The following is a 15,877-nucleotide window of genomic DNA, read 5'->3' as shown; positions in this document are numbered from 1 at the left end:
TTTGGGTTAAAATTCAACATTAATTCCTGCGGTCACATTTATCCCTGGCATGGGATAGCCATTTTCCAATTGATAAACAGTATCAAAAAGGTTTTTGGCCAACACATAACATTTCAACTCTTCCAATAACTGATAGCCCAGGTTGATATTCAAAAGCGTGTAATCAATTGTATTGTCCTCCAATTCCGGGCTATTGTTCAACCCAAAAATTTGTTGCACAAAAGGAGCAATTGAAAAATCCCCGAATTTTTTAGTGACCTGCATGTTAAGGTGATGTTTTGGAGCGAACAAAACATTGTCCGATACATCGAGAAAATTATAATTGAACACCAAATGAAATTTTTTACTAGGATTATACCGAACCTGAGTTTCCAGGCCACGGTTCCGAAAGGCGCCGATATTTCTGTTACTCGGAGGGGCAGTTGAAGGATCCAACTGAATCAGATTGTCTCCCTTGGTATAATAAACCACCAGCTCCATTTCCAATTGGTGTCCAGTCATAACATGGGTCAAGCCCATTTCATGGTTCCACATCGTTTCTGGATTCAGTTCCTCATTGGCAGGAGGAAACAAGTACAAGTCTACCACCGAAGGACTTCTAAAAGCCTTGGAAGAGGACATTTTAAGCAGATTCTTCTCGCTTAACGCATAGGTTAAACCAAAACCGGGGATAGTTGACTTCCCAAATTGGGAATTGTTGATTTCCCTGACTCCCAGGTTTACATGCGCCTTTTCCCATAAAGTCTGCTGCATTTGTAAGTATATGTCGGTTTGGTTAATCCTATGGGAAACATCCAGGCCAACGGCTGCCGGCGGAGGTAGGGTTTCATTGACCGCCCTTCCCCCAAACCGACTGTGATCTACTCCAACCGTAATGGTCTGACCGGGGATCAATTGGAGATTTTGATAAATATTAAATCCCTGATTGGTATCAGTTGACTCGAATCCGCTTTTAAATTGGTGCTCACCAAAATTATGGTAAAAAAGGGCTGCCCCTGAAACTTTGTCCCCCTGGTTTACAAGTCCCAGTGAAACTCTTCCTCGCAAATAATCTCTTCGGTCGTCAGATAATGGTCCCTCCAGGGTTCCGGGATGAAAATAAGTGGCATCAGATAACTGGAAATCAGCAGCCAGGCGAATTTCATCTTTCACCTGAAAATTCAGTTTGTAAAAAAGTGCATTATTTTCAAAACCATCATTGGCATCCTCTCTATATCCTTTGGTTTTACTGCGGTTCACTGAAATCAGGGACTGCCATTTCCCTTTCTCATAATTTAGTTTCCCGGTATAGGCTTGGGTGCCAAAACTACCTAGGTTTGCCCCGATGTTGCCAGACCAACCCTGCTTTTCACCTTTATCTGTAATTAAGTTAATGGCTCCTCCCATGGCATTGCTCCCGTATAAGACTGAGGCCGCTCCACGAATCACCTCTACCCTTTCAATGTCGGAACTGTGGTAAGCATCGGCAATCGGATGGGAAAATATACCCATAAATTGAGGTTGCCCATCTATCAAAACAAGGATTCTGTTGTTTGGGGTACCACTGATGCCCCTGATGGAAATGTTTCCCCCAGAACCCGGACCTACTCCAAAGCCCAGCAAAGAACGGTCGTTCAGCAACAAACCCGGAACATGTGGCACCAAGGCCTGAAGCACATTGATTTGCCCGGATTCCCTGATTTGATTCTTGTCGACAACAGATATACTGGATGAAACCTGTGCAGCTGATCGAGCCATGCGGGTACCAGTAACCACTACCTGGTCCAGGCCCAAGGTATCAGTATCCTGACCATACAAAGGTCCGCTAAGCGCAAAGAACCAAAGTATTATCCCATATATAGGTCGATTCATCATTCTTTCCCCGCGTTATTCCATGGCCAGTTGACACAGGATTTCACTTTTGGAAACAAAACCATATCTGCAGTTCCTTTCAAGACAAAAGTATGCACCTCATTATCAATCAATTTCTCTTTTACCAGTGCCAGGGTCTTGCCGGTTACTGCCACATCATCCACAATAAGAATCCTTGGATAACTGAAAAAATCCCATTTGATATCATCCATAATTTTCGGGGAATCCTGCATGGGCTCATTGAGATCATTCCTGTGGCTTACCCGGATGATTTTCATGGCCACACCCAGCTGATGTGAAATCATGCAAGCAGGATAAACACCTCCTCTCCCTATTCCCAAAACCAGATCAATTTCCGGAAAATCAAAAGCATACAAAGCTTCACTGATGGCATCGAAGGTAATATCAATTTTATCCCGCATGTATTTTCTTTTAGCTAGTTTTTGCCGGATTTTTCACCAATACCTGGCACCGTAAAACCCAGGATAAATAAAATAATAATTCCCGGCAGTCCGGTATACAAGGAATTGGAAAAGTAATCTACAGGAGTCAATGGCAAAAAATTAAGCCAAAAAATACCTGTTGCTCCTATCACTTTGGCCAGCAATATGGAAGGAAGAACAGACCAGCCATTGCCCAGTTTATGCTTTAGATAGGCCAGTGAAAGGGTAAAAACAATCAGTTCAATGGTCAACAATAACATTAACGACCACTGCTCATTACCAGAAATCAGAAAATTTAAAGCAGGGGAAAGGGCAGCAGCAGCCAATGCAGGTGTTTTGCCTAAGAGTATCAAGGCGATTAGTGGTACATAAAACATGGGTAACAAGATGGCACCTATGGGAGTGCCCTGAACCGGAGGAGCCAGATGAACCACAATAGGTAACAATACAGCCGCGATAAGTGTAAACAGCGAGGTCAATAAGGGGCTGCTTTTATAATACTGATTTAAATATTGCATTTGCTTGTTCTTTAATTCCATTGAAAATATAAAAAAATATAAGCAGTCCTGCAATTAAATTTTTACCAAAAGCCATATTTTCAAGGAATTACAAGCAAAACAAAGTGGTCTGATAATTGTACAGTTAAAGTGGAAACAATTAATTCAAAACTTTATTTCGCAACACATGCCCGTAATTGGTGAACTCATAAAAAAGGCAATTGATTTAGGTGAAAAACTAAACACCGAGTCCAAACCCGCCGAGAAACAATTAAAAGTATTACAGGAATTACTGGATCATGCCAAAGACACTTCTTTTGGAAAATACCATGGTTTCAAAAAAATACATAAGTCAAAGGATACAGTGTCCTCCTATCAGCAAAAAGTCCCCTATCATGATTATGATGCCATTTATGATTTGTGGTGGAAAAAAATAAGGGAAGGCCACGACGATATTACCTGGCCCGGGATCAACCGTTTCTTTGCTGTAAGCTCCGGAACGACAAGCAACAGTAAGTACATTCCTGTCACAGATGACATGTTGGATGCCATAAGAAAAACAGGGATACAGCAGATCATGACCCTATCCAAGTATGACCTTCCCTCAGACTTTTTTGAAAGGCAAATCATGATGCTTGGCAGCTCCACGGAGCTGAAAGAAAATAATGGATTTCTGGAAGGAGAGATTAGTGGCATTAGTGCTAGTCAGATTCCTTTTTGGTTCAATAATTTCTACAAACCCGGACCGGAAATTTCTGCCATTGAAGATTGGGATGAAAGAATAGAGAAAATAGCAGAACAGGCCAGGGACTGGGACATTGGTAGCATTTCTGGCATTCCTTCATGGATAGAGCTGATGATGAAAAGGGTCATTGCTTATCATGGCGTGGATAACATCCATGATATATGGCCCAATTTGGCGGTCTATACCCCCGGAGGTGTAGCATTTGAGCCCCATAGAAAGAGTTTTGAAAAAAATCTTGCTCACCCCTTGATTTATATTGACACCTACCTGGCGTCAGAAGGTTTTTTGGCCTTCCAGGGAAGACCAGACACGGATGCAATGGCACTTGTTCTGGATAATGGCGTATTCTTTGAATTTGTTCCATTCGAACCGGAAAACATGACTGAATCCGGTGGCATTCATCCTGATGCGAAAGCATTGACCATAGCAGAAGTAGAAGAAAACAAGGATTATATATTGGTCATTTCAACGGTAGCCGGTGCCTGGAGATACATGATCGGAGATACGGTCTCCTTTACCAACAAAGAAAAAGCTGAGATAAAAATTACGGGAAGAACCAAATTCTTTCTGAATGTGGTAGGCAGCCAACTGAGTGTACATCAAATGGACCAGGCCATAGAGGCAGTCCAGGAAAAATTCAACATCGCGATACCTGAATACACCGTAAGCGCAGTCCGGGAGAATGGCGAATACATGCATCGATGGTATCTGGGAAAAGATTCCGGTGAGGCCGATGAAGAAGAAATAACAGCCTTTCTGGATCAAAACCTTCAGGAAAAAAACAAAAATTATAAAGTGGCAAGAAACAAGGCTTTAAAATCCATCGAAGCCAAAATAATTCCCGCGGCAACCTTTATTGCGTACAATGAAAAACAAAAAAAGAAAGGTGGCCAGGTGAAATTTCCGAGGGTAATGAAAGAAGACGTTTTTGGTGAATGGGAAAATTTTGTTAAAAAATCATCCCATTTGGCAGAACAATGAAACCAAAAGCCATAAAAATCAATTGTTATTTCAGCCTGCCTGAATTAACAATTGATTCATTTAGTTGATCAAAAGGGCTTCATTTTAACAACAGGTTTCTAGCCATGCTAATTTTTAAATCCCTGTCATCTGCCAATTACCGTTTTTTCTTCACCGGACAAGCCTTTTCCAATCTGGGCAACATGATGAAACAAGTAGCGGTTGGCTGGTTGGTATATCGGCTGACAGGTTCTGCTTTGCTTTTGGGTTTGGTTTCTTTCTCCAGGGAAATTTCGGCCTTTTTGCTATCTACTGTGGCAGGGGTATTGGCGGATAGATACAACAAGCACCGCCTTTTGATGGTCTGTCAATCCATCATTGCAATCAACGCCATAATATTGGCCATACTCACCATCAGTAACACCATAAATTTTCAAACCTTATTAATTTTGGAAATAGTATTTGGACTGGTGAGTGGTATGGAAATGCCATCAAGGCATGCGTTTGTCAATGATCTGGTAGAAAATAAAACCTACCTGACTAATGCCATTGCCCTGAATTCGTCGCTGTTCAATACCGCCAGAATTGTGGGGCCTGCACTTGCAGGAATACTCATTCCCATCATTGGGGAAGGATATTGCTTTCTTTTATATGCCGGAGCCAGTGTGGCCGTTGTAGTGATTTTTACATTTATCCGCTACCAGCCTTCCGGTAAAAAAAATCCCCGAAAAAAATTCGGGAAGGAATTCCAGGAAGGTGCTGCCTTTGCCATCAAAACGAAACACATACGTTTCCTGATCCTATTTGTTGCTGGGGTAACCCTAATCGGGGTTTCTTATATGGTAATCCTGCCCGTGGTTGCAGCAGAGGTTTTTCTGGGAGATGCTGTAATCTTTGGCTACATGACCAGTGCTGTAGGTATTGGTTCGTTATTAGGTGCTTTTTTTGTTGGAGCCAGAAACAATGTAGTAGGATTGGACAAGCTTATTCTATTGGGGACAGTTATCTTTGGTTTGGGTTTGGCTGTTTTTTCATTCAGCACTATATTGTAGATATCATTGTTGGCCCTGGTGACCACAGGCTTGGGTAGGGTAATCATTTTCACCGGGTCCAATACTTTATTGCAAACCATTGCACCAGAGGAAAAACGGGGAAGGGTGTTGAGTTTTTATATCATGTTATTTATGGGTGCGCTTTCTTTGGGAAGCTTCCTAATAGGCATGCTTACCGATTGGATTGGAGCCCCCTTTACCTTACTGATTGGAAGTATGGGGGTATTGTTGATGGGAGGATATTATGCCAGGAGCCTTCCCGTATTAAGAAAAAGAACCTACAGGGCCATAAAAAAATCAGAACTGTTGAGCTGAGAGTGAAAAAATTACCGTAAACAACCTAACAATGAAACCATTTAGTTTATTAATAATCAACAGTGTAACACTGATCTTCACATTGTTGATCAATTACCTGGGTGGAACCGGGGAATTTTTCGGTAACAGCGTAGGAGAAATCAGTGGCCTGTACCCTACTATCCTCACGCCGGCTTCCTATGCTTTTTCCATTTGGGCATTGATATACCTTGGCTTGATTGCCTTTGTACTTTACCAGTGGTACACCCATTTTAAAGGACGTCATGCTGTTTCCATTTTGCCCACCGGCCTTTGGCTGGGGCTGGCCAATGTTTGCAATGCCTTGTGGGTTTGGGCATGGACTTCCGAGTATATATTCCTTTCTACACTACTCATTTCCCTTTTGCTGTATGCATTGGTCCGCCTGGTCATTCGCCTTCGGCTAGAGCTATATGATGCCCCGCTGCAAATTATTTTTTGGGTTTGGTGGCCGGTCTGTATTTATACCGGATGGATTGTATTGGCCACGGTATTGAATATTTCGGTGGGAATAAAAAGCAGTGGTTTATTGCCGGGCATTCTGGCCGACGAGGTCTGGGCTGCTTTGATTTTAATCGTGGCCAGTTCGATATATATCTGGTTGACTTTTCGGAGAAACATGAGAGAAGCAGCTTTGGTGGGTGTTTGGGGTTTTGCTGCCGTAGGAGTGAAACAATGGGAAGCCTTGCCAAATGTGGGTATTTTATCTGTTTTACTGGCAGGCCTTTTATTTGTAATTGCGGGAATACATGGCTACCGGAATAGAAATACTTCTCCCCTGATAAAATTGCTCAATGGAGAATGGAAATAATTCTTAATCGGGAGAATTTCGCATGATTTACTATCATCCTATTGTTTGACGGCTACGTCATGCCCGATTTCAGGTGTTTGAAAGGTAAAATACGTTTGCATCACCTTTTGTGCCATTTTATGTTGGGGGGTAAAATCAGGGCTGCGGTTTCTGGATTCCGGATACCATTTCCAGAAATAAACCCCCTGAAACCAGGGTTGGTGCCATACAGATTCAAAAAAAGCAGTATAACAGCGCGCTTGCATTTCTTCGGATAAAATGGCGTTTTTCCTTTCATTTGGCCACACCCATGGAGCATCAGCCGCATCATTAGTATTACAATAACCCAACTCGGTGAATAAAATGGGTTTTTGGTAAAGCAGATTCACCTTTTCCAGATCAGGTATTATTCTTTTCCATCCCTGTAAAAGTTGATCCAAAGTTGGATTTTCACCAGTAGCCAGGGGAAAATAGGCCTGAACACCAATGTAGTCCAGCGCATCCCAAAATTTTACGTATTCATACTCTGTGAAATTTGCCGCATAGGTTAACTTTCCACCGTATACCTCCTTTACCGCAGCTATGATTTCCCGCCAATCGTTTTCCCGGTGACTGGTTTTTTCCAATTCTGTTCCTACACAAAATAAGGGAAGCTTTCTCTGCTCAGCAAGGTTGGCATAATACAAAATGAATGATTTGTAATTGTCAAACCAGATTTGCCAATCGGTTTCCGTTGTCATGGCGATTTCTCCGGGCCAGGATCCACGCACCCAAATGTGGGGTTTTAAAATACTGATCAGGCCCTGGCTTTGGGCCGTATCAATGGTAGCCACCAGGCCTTTGCTGCTTTCCCCCCACCAGATCTTTTCTGAATGGGTTTCCCACCTGATCGACGGCTCCGATGTATGGCGCTGCCAGCCAAAAGGGGTTTGGGAAATGTGGCTGACTCCGGTAGCTGTTAAATTCTCCATCTCTCCTCCCTGCAATGGATTCCTGCTGCCCACCCAACATACTCCACGATGTTTGCTTTCTTCAAAATTGGCAAAATTCTCAGTTTTTTTGGCAGTGTTGCAGGTGATACAAGCCAAAAATAAGCTCAAAGCCACCAACAGTCCCATACATTTGTTTCCCTGGAATAACATGTTTATTTCTTTTGGTACAAGATAAAAAGAAAACTACTGATCATCAGCAGGTAAACCCAACTAAATGGCAAGGCCATCAATACCAGCAATTGACTTATGGATTCCAAAAGTTGTTCTTTCCCCACAAAAATCGTGGCCACGGTAAACAGGACCAAAATCAACCCCCAGGCCAGCAGATTTCTCCTCCTGGGTTCCATATTCCCATTGTCAGCAAACATCCCCAGGACAAAAATGGCTGAATCTATGGAGGTGATAAGAAAAGTAAACACCAGGATCAGACCCATCATTTTGATCAGCCCTGCCAGTGGAAGGCTGTCAAAGAAAACAAAAATGGAACCATATAAAGAATCAAACTGGCCTTCATAAAGCTCCGGATGGCCTATCAACTCAAAAGCCTGAGATCCGAAAACCGTAAACCAAAAGAAGGTACCCAGGCTGGGTACGAGCAGCACACCAAAAATAAATTCACGAAAAGTGCGGCCTTTAGAAATCCTGGCAATAAAAACACCTGTAAAGGGAGCCCAGGATAGCCAAAACGCCCAATAAAAAAATGTCCAGTCCATCAAAAAGTCCTGGCCTACTTTCATGGAGCCAAAATTGATGCTCATGGGTAAAAAATCTTTGATATAGCTTAAAGATGCTGCAGAAAAATTACCAAAAATACTTAAAATATCTCCTGCCAACCAGGTGAAAAATAGTAAAAACAAAGCCAGTGCAATATTAAACCTGGATAAATTGCGGATACCATTGCTTAAACCTGTAAAAGCAGAAAGCGTAGCTAAGGAGCCTAGAAAGACTACCACATAAGCATTGTTGGTGTAATTGACTTCCAGCATTCCGAAAAGCTGCCTGAATCCGGCCAGCAATTGCCTGCTACCCAATCCCACAGCACCTACCACACCAAACAAGGTACTGATAATGGTGATCACATCTATGGGAACAATCAACCAGGGTTTGTGGTATTTGCCATGCAGAACAGAGGAACTAAGCATCAATCTCCCCCTCCCATACACCAGGTATCCTATGATCAGCCCAAACATGCCATAAAAAGCCCAGGGTGTAAGTCCCCAATGGAAAAAGGTGTATTCGAGAGCAAATATTTCGGGTGAAAGTTCAGATGCCCTGGGGGCTTGGGTATAATAAAATACAGGTTCCTGAATCGCACGCAACATCAAACCGGCACCCATTCCGGTACTGTAGAGCATGGCTACCCAGGAAAACCAGCCATAAGCCACCGGCCCCTCTCCCAATTTTGTTTTTCCCAATGGGGATACCGCAATACCCAACAATACCAAAACCATAAGCAGGCCCAGGTAGAGATAGTAGGTTCCGAAATAATATAAAGTAAAATTTGCTGCTTCCTTAATCCATATTTTGAATCCCAGGGGAAAACTGAAAGCCATAAATAAAAAAACCAGGCAGGCCAGCAGGGATGTCAGATAAGTGGGTTTGCTAGTAGGCATCAACAGGACAATGTCAAATTTGATGGAATATACTATACAATTTCTTCCCTATCCTTCATCCATTCCAAATTTTTTACATTACGAGGCATTATCAAGATTCATTCGGAAATGGAAAAGCCTAATTTTTTTAATCCTTCCTGAATTTCCGGAGCCTGCATAAATAATTTCCAGCCCAAACCGGACCGGTAGTTTTCTATCATGGCAACGATGGGTCCCTGATCAATGGCAAGGTACCGTTTGGGGTACCAATCTTCTTCCGGGCTCAGGGCATCGTAAAACCCATACCGGCCAAAAGTTTTCTCCCCGTAATTGTAATAGAGGTTTTTGAGGACTTCCATGCTTTCTTTTGGTGTATAGGGAATGGATGAAAGTGCCGCTGTGGGCGAAATGACTCCGATATCGTTACCCGGCCTGTGGGCTGAATACCCTATGGTAGAATAACTGGCAGTAAGCCCCCATAAATCTGAACCATAGCCTTTAAACCCTGCTTCATTCTCCATACACCACTGCCGGTTGATCAGGCTATGGTTGCGGTTATGCTCCCAATAATCCGCATACCTGTCTTTTAGTCCTTTTGGATTCAATCCCAGGTAAGAATAGTGTGCCCAAAACAAGGGCCCTCCGTAATCAGGGGACCCATTGTGTAAAAGAGGGAGGGAATAACCAAATGCCTCGCTTTCGTTTTGAATGGCTCCCCCCCGAGCCCAGCCCTGGTGGTATACCTGCTCTGATACAGCATGCGTTGGCGAAGATGCTGCTAAAACATAAGTGATCAGGCACTCATCATACCCCCTGATAGCAAAGTCTTTTTGCCATCCAAAATTCGGAGACCAATGCCAATAAAGCACCTCCTGTCCACCCTGTGTATGCCAGTCCCATTGCATTTCTTTCCACAAAACGTCTATTTTGTCAGCCAGGGCTTTTTCCCTTTCATTTCCTTGCTTGTAATATTCCCTTACTGCAAGTAAGCCTTGCATCAAAAAGGCCGACTCGACCAGATCCGCCCCATCATCATCCTGACCAAAGGGTTTGACTTTGCCGGTTTCTCCATTGATCCAATGGGACCAAATACCATGAAACCGATCTGCATTCGCCAAAAAGTCCACTATCTTTTCAAAACGGGCCAGGCCTTCATCGGGGCTGATCCATTCCCTTTCCAAACCGGCAAGCAAGGCGAAGAGTCCAAAACCAGTCCCTCCTGCGGTCACTATATTTTGGTCGTCTTGAGGGTATACCCCATCCACATGAATTCTTTCCCTGGCCATTCCCGAATTTGGTTCAGCGCCCTCCCAAAAATACCGAAATGTATAGTATTGAACCATGTCCAGCAATTCCTCTTCAGTCATGGTCCGTGTTTCTACGGCCACTTCCCCGATCATCCGGGATTCTTCTCCCAGCACAGCTTCGATTTTATACTGCAAACCCAGGTTTTTTCCCAGATCATTCACAAAATCCAGGTAAAGCGTATCTGTTACCTCGGCTCTTTTGGAGTAATCACCATCTTCTTTTCGAACATAAATCTCATATTTATCCGCCAGCTCAACGGGATTCCAACTCAATTCCACATGCCGGTCATAGGCATTGGATTCAATCCCGTTGGGGGAAACCGATTTTTGCTTACAGGAATACCCGGCAAGCAACAGCATAACAATCGTGCAATAGGGAAATAATTTCATGATTTTGGGTTTAGTGCTATTCATAAGTAAAATCTAATTTTTCCAGGCCGGATTGGATATCTTTATTTTGCATAAAATGATTCCAAAGTAAACCTGTCCGGTAATTTTCAATCATTAATACAATAGGCCCCTGATCGATGGCCAGGTAATCCGTAGCAAACCATTGTTTGGTTAGGTCAAATGCATCCAAAAAGCCCATTTCTCCCCAAAGTCTGTCCCCTAACCGGTAATAGAAATATTTCAGGGCTTCCATGGATTCCCGGGGTGTATAGGGCATAGAGGATAAGGCTGCCGTTGGAGTGATCACACCCAGGTCCCGGGTAGGTGAATGCGCTGCATATCCTTCTGGATTATCACTTGCAGTCAATCCCCAGGATTCGGCACCGTAACCCACATAGGATTGAGGATTTTGGATACAATGCGCCCTATTGATCAGGCTATGCATGCGGTTCTGCTCCCAATAACCTGCATACCTGTCAACCAAATTCCTGGGATCCAACCCCAAAAAAGAATAGTGGGCAAAAAACAGGGGACCTCCCCTTTCCTGTCCAAGGGGAAGGATGAAACCATTGTAAGACTGCCCATTTTGGATGGTTCCATTTCTGGCCCAACCTTCATGATAAACTTCAGCCTCAATGGGGTGGGTGGGAGAAGCCGCTGCTAAAATATATACGATCAAAGCTTCGTTGTAACCAGAAACGGGCAGATCCATGGCCCATTCCTGATCAGGTGACCAATGCCAGAATAACCGGTTCTGACCTCCCCTGGTGTACCAATCCCATTCAACCTCCTCCCAAAGTTGGGTAATTTGATCCTGCAGCAACTTTTCTTCAATCCTGCTGCCATCAAGGTAACTGCTAATGGTTAATAACCCTTGCATCAATAAAGCCGTTTCTACCAGATCCCCTCCGTTGTCCAGTGTGCTGAAAGGAATGGTTTTTCCTGTATTGCCATTCATCCAATGGGGCCAGACACCATGAAAACGATCTGCTCCCTGAAGAAAATCAAGTATTTTTGACAACCTGCTCACTCCTTGTTCCCTACTGATAAAGCCCCTTTCCATCCCTACCATGAGGGCCATGATGCCGAATCCGGAACCACCAGTGGTAACAAGGTCTCCTGAGCTACTTCTTTCCCTTGCCATGCCGCTTACCGGATGCGCAAAATCCCAAAAATACCTGAAGGTCTGAGATTGAACTTTATCCAACAGCGCATTTTCATCCAACACGGGAAATTTTGGTTCAGCTGCCGGCTCAGTATAAAAAGTGAGTTCGAATCCTTCCACATCAATCCCAGTGTCCGGGTGCTGATCTTCAGAAAGGGAAAAGGTAAATTGTCTCAAGTCCTTCAAGGGTTCCGGGGACCGGATTTGGTAATGAAGAGAATCTTTGACATGAATTACCTGTACAGGAAGCTGTCCCTCTTCTTTTTCTTCAAGTTGAATGTATTCTTCCTTCAAAACTACTTTACCGGAAAAATGCAGGTCAAGTTGAAAATCAAGCGCTGCCCCAACCCAATTCCTGCCACCAAGATGATCTGCGCCCTGCAGGACAAATGACTGTACCGAAACAGCTCCAAAAAGAGTGGTAAATACAAGCTCCTTGCCTGCATATACTTGTCCATTCACACCGGTTAATCCTGGATGAATTTCCAGCTTGTAGGTGGTTCCCGCTTTCAGCAAGCCTACCGGAAGCAGCCTGATGGTCTGCGATCCGTCCAGAAAATTGGTATTGAAAGGGACTTCTTTTCCTGAATCCATATCCGTTAATTCCAGGTTTTCGGGAACGGATTTTAAGGCCAGGGGAATAGTAAAATGTAAATGAATGGCCTGATCAACGGGGATACCGGTCAAGGGTTCTATGCCTTGAATTTCCATTTCACCAATGGTTATGTTGGTCAATTCCAAAACCGGAAAGGCCGTCTCTTCCGGTTGGCAAGACCAAAAGATTAATGAAGATAAAAATAAGAGAATCCGAGACCTCATCTGTTTATAATTGTCTTTAAATGGTCATAACCTGCCCCGATTTATCGGGGTGGAATCTTCGCATGATTACTAATCATCCCACAATGTGACGTTCTCGTCATGCTCGATTTCATGTGTTTACAATTTGCTTTTTAAAAGACACAATTTACCCTGTACCGAAGGCTTCCAAATCCCGGGAAAATCCCGCATTCTTAATACTCATCCCTTTATGTGAAGTTCCCTTCACGCTCAACTCTTGAAAAAAATACAGCAGAAGGAATTCCTTCTGCTGTAACATTTGAGTCAATTATTTCAATTTTTCTCTTCCATCATTATGGATTGTATTTCAGACTGACTGATAGCCCGGTTAAAAATCCTTAATTCATCCAATTGGCTTGAGGTAGACAAATGGCCCCAACCGGCAAAGCGGGGTGCGCCTGAGGCTACCGAAAGGATATCGCAACCAGACCAGTCTATTCCCGGAAAGCTCCCCTGGCTGACCACTTCCCCATTGATGTAAACCGTACATTGGTCAGAAGAAATGGTAAAGGCGATGTGATTCCAGGTATCTGAAGACGGGTCAATATCTGCCGCCGCTCCTCCATCGAACCAGTTTTCACCCGACCCATTGCCTACATTCAATTTAAACCGCTGCATACCACCGGCATTTTCCCTGAAAAGCCTGAATCCGGAAGTCCGGTTATTCATGGCGGTTGGGTTGGCTTCGTCTGGAGGGCCCATAACCAAAAGACCAGCCCGATCAGGCGTTCCATCCAATTTATACCAAAAAACGGCACTGAACTCTTCAGAGTGAAGATTTCCCCCCTCATAAGTCAGGTATGCGTCCGGACTACCGGAATATGCCCTACCGGATATGCCATCTGTAAATCCCGGTGACCCGGATACATTGGCATTCTGGATCTGCACCAATTCAGTATAATCACCATCAAAAGGCAAATAGAAAACTTCGCCTTCATAAATGGGCTGGTAAGGCTCGATTTTTTCAAATACCACCGAAGTACTGGTTTCCTTCCCGGAAAGATCCCTGGCAATGACATCCAACTGGTGTTCTCCATTTGTCAGGTTATCGTATTCAAAGGAACCCAGAAACCGCCTGTAATCCTTAAAGTCCTCAAACCTTGCAATCTCCTGTCCATCAAGTTCAACCGCCACCCATTCGATTTCAATATCGTCTACAACTTCAAGATCGATCTCAATGGAAGTAACATCTTCTGTAACCCGAATCTGGGTACCATCCGTTGGGTAGTTTAAAGTAATTTCGGGAGATTCACTGTCTGCTCCCGGTTCAACAAATTCAATATCGTCAATATAGCCATCTGTACAGGCACTAAGGCAAAACACCACAATTGCCAGCAGGCTGATCCATTTATTTAACATCTTGGAATATATTTTATGTTTCAAATCATTCTTCATTTGCTGCCTCCCGTATTTGCGGTAAGATGTCTTGTTGCTCCAGCGGGTATGGCAGATACCGATCTCCTTCGCTAAAGGTCCTGCCGCCATAATTCAGTTCTGAAGTGCGGTCATACCTGATCAGGTCAAAATACCTTATTCCCCATTCCATGGCAAATTCAGCATATTTTTCTTCCAATACGGCATCCAGATCCACGGAGGTAAGGTTATTCAACCCAGCCCTGGCCCTTACCAGATTTACAGCTTCTTCTGCTGACAAGACCTGACTACTGGCTCCATTGACCAGAGCTTCTGCATGCAATAGCAGTATTTCAGCATACCGGATGCAGGTGAAATTCTTGTTTTCCCCATAAGTAAACCTTCCGGGGGTCAACTGGGTGGAAGGAAGGTAATGCTTACCGCTCAGGAATTGATACCGGGGATGATTGTTAAACACATCTCCGTCGGGACTTACATTGGAAACCCAATCCGGTAAATTCTCATAGGCAGCATCGGATTGAATTTCAGCTATTCCGTCTGGGGTAAATAATACAGAAGTGGTAAGACGCTCCTGTTCATTTCTGTCCAGCATAAACTTTACGTATTTATTGGAGGGTTCGAAAAACCCCCAACCTCCCCCTGCTCCAGAAACGGCAGGTGTCCAGCTGGCGGGGCCGAAAAAATCCCAGAGGTAGCGGGTACGTGTTCCGCTGGCCTGACCAAAATCAGAATATTGCAACTCCAGCAAATTTTCATCATTCAGCTTTCCGGAAATTTTAAAAAGCTGATAAAAATCCGGTTCCAGGGTAAATAAATCACTCCCGATGATTTCCTCTGTGGCAGCCACCACTGCAGTGTGGTTGTGCAGCTCCATATTGGCCCTTGCCTTGACAGCCAATGCCGTGTAGCGGGTCACTCCTCCCCTTACATCAGACCTTTGGTTGGGACGAACACTTGGCAAATCCGGGATAGCCGCATCCATTTCCATGGAAATGTGTTGCATTACGGTTTGATAATCGGACAACTCCACATTAAACAAATGGCTGGGCTCGGACGCATTGGGTATAAGCACTGATCCCCAAAGTTTGGCCAGATACATTAATTCAAAAGCTCTCATGACCCTGATTTCTGCAATGTATTGCCTCGCATTGGCTTCATTGGCACCGGCCTCCCGGTACTTTTCGATTTCTTCCATGGCACCATGCCAGTACAGGAGATCAGAATACAAATTGAGCCAGGTGGAATTGTACATCCAAAAATTCCTGTCATACCGAAACTCGTCCGTTTCTGTAAGAGGAAACTGGTCCCCAGCCGCATTAACGTCATCGCCCCGAACACTTATTAAGGGAAAAGTTTCCCATTGCAAACTGTACAATTCGCCATAAGCGCCGTACAAAAGCAATACCATGTTTTCAGATTGATTATAATCAGTATCTTCAGCAATAAATTCATTTTCTAATGGCTCATCCAACACATCAGTACAAGCCGGTCCCATGAGGATTGCTGAAAAGACCAGAAACAGCACGGAAATATATTTATAGATATTCAT

At 43.9% G+C, this 15,877-nt stretch carries 11 protein-coding genes and 1 pseudogene; 3 read left to right on the top strand and 9 right to left on the bottom strand.

What is annotated here, in order from left to right; translation table 11 throughout:
• Nucleotides 1-6: 6 nt before the first annotated feature.
• From G9Q97_RS10985 to G9Q97_RS10975, 3 genes are read right to left on the bottom strand one after another with little or no spacing between them, the layout of a single operon-like run.
• On the bottom strand, nt 7-1,854 hold the full coding sequence (locus G9Q97_RS10985) for a TonB-dependent receptor plug domain-containing protein (RefSeq protein ID WP_317168750.1): 1,848 nt from the start codon (nt 1,852-1,854) through the stop codon (nt 7-9).
• The gene (locus G9Q97_RS10980; protein WP_166146786.1) at nt 1,851-2,273 is read right to left on the bottom strand and encodes a phosphoribosyltransferase; all 423 of its coding nucleotides are present in this window, start codon (nt 2,271-2,273) and stop codon (nt 1,851-1,853) included. Before G9Q97_RS10980 ends, G9Q97_RS10985 begins: the two co-directional genes overlap by 4 nt.
• Nucleotides 2,274-2,287: 14 nt before the next feature.
• Nucleotides 2,288-2,812, bottom strand: coding sequence for a hypothetical protein (locus tag G9Q97_RS10975; protein ID WP_166146784.1), 525 nt, complete (start codon nt 2,810-2,812; stop codon nt 2,288-2,290).
• Nucleotides 2,813-2,978: 166 nt separating this feature from the next.
• On the opposite strand from G9Q97_RS10975, the gene G9Q97_RS10970 reads away from it, so the two are divergent.
• From G9Q97_RS10970 to G9Q97_RS10955, 3 genes and pseudogenes are all read left to right on the top strand, one after another.
• A complete protein-coding gene (locus G9Q97_RS10970) occupies nt 2,979-4,517 on the top strand; it encodes a GH3 family domain-containing protein (RefSeq protein ID WP_166146782.1) in 1,539 nt (512 codons plus the stop codon).
• A gap of 104 nt (nt 4,518-4,621) precedes the next feature.
• A pseudogene (locus G9Q97_RS10965) lies at nt 4,622-5,863 on the top strand (MFS transporter).
• Between the two features lie 31 nt (nt 5,864-5,894).
• The gene (locus G9Q97_RS10955; protein WP_166146776.1) at nt 5,895-6,692 is read left to right on the top strand and encodes a hypothetical protein; all 798 of its coding nucleotides are present in this window, start codon (nt 5,895-5,897) and stop codon (nt 6,690-6,692) included.
• A 38-nt stretch (nt 6,693-6,730) separates the two neighbouring features.
• Here the strand turns inward: G9Q97_RS10955 and G9Q97_RS10950 are convergent, their stop codons facing one another.
• The 6 genes from G9Q97_RS10950 to G9Q97_RS10925 all read right to left on the bottom strand — a co-directional run bounded on the left by G9Q97_RS10950 (nt 6,731) and on the right by G9Q97_RS10925 (nt 15,877).
• Nucleotides 6,731-7,813 (bottom strand): glycoside hydrolase family 113, encoded by a 1,083-nt coding sequence (locus tag G9Q97_RS10950; protein WP_222851971.1) that lies wholly within the window; start codon nt 7,811-7,813, stop codon nt 6,731-6,733.
• Nucleotides 7,814-7,815: 2 nt separating this feature from the next.
• Nucleotides 7,816-9,276 carry a BCCT family transporter gene (locus G9Q97_RS10945; RefSeq protein ID WP_166146774.1) on the bottom strand — a complete coding sequence of 487 codons (1,461 nt, stop codon included), beginning with the start codon at nt 9,274-9,276 and terminating at the stop codon, nt 7,816-7,818.
• A gap of 98 nt (nt 9,277-9,374) precedes the next feature.
• Nucleotides 9,375-10,976: a glucoamylase family protein gene (locus tag G9Q97_RS10940; protein ID WP_246255605.1), complete on the bottom strand. Its 1,602-nt coding sequence runs from the start codon at nt 10,974-10,976 to the stop codon at nt 9,375-9,377.
• Entirely contained in the window at nt 10,969-12,936 is a 1,968-nt protein-coding gene (locus G9Q97_RS10935) for a glucoamylase family protein (RefSeq protein ID WP_166146772.1), read from the bottom strand. The genes G9Q97_RS10940 and G9Q97_RS10935 overlap by 8 nt, the downstream gene beginning before the upstream one ends.
• Nucleotides 12,937-13,227: 291 nt before the next feature.
• Nucleotides 13,228-14,313, bottom strand: coding sequence for a LamG domain-containing protein (locus tag G9Q97_RS10930; protein WP_166146770.1), 1,086 nt, complete (start codon nt 14,311-14,313; stop codon nt 13,228-13,230).
• Nucleotides 14,314-14,338: 25 nt separating this feature from the next.
• On the bottom strand, nt 14,339-15,877 hold the full coding sequence (locus G9Q97_RS10925; RefSeq protein ID WP_317168749.1) for a RagB/SusD family nutrient uptake outer membrane protein: 1,539 nt from the start codon (nt 15,875-15,877) through the stop codon (nt 14,339-14,341).

This window comes from Cyclobacterium plantarum, assembly GCF_011290685.1.
In the GTDB taxonomy this organism is placed as follows: Bacteria; Bacteroidota; Bacteroidia; order Cytophagales; family Cyclobacteriaceae; genus Cyclobacterium; species Cyclobacterium plantarum.
This window is presented reverse-complemented; position numbering and strand designations above follow the sequence as displayed.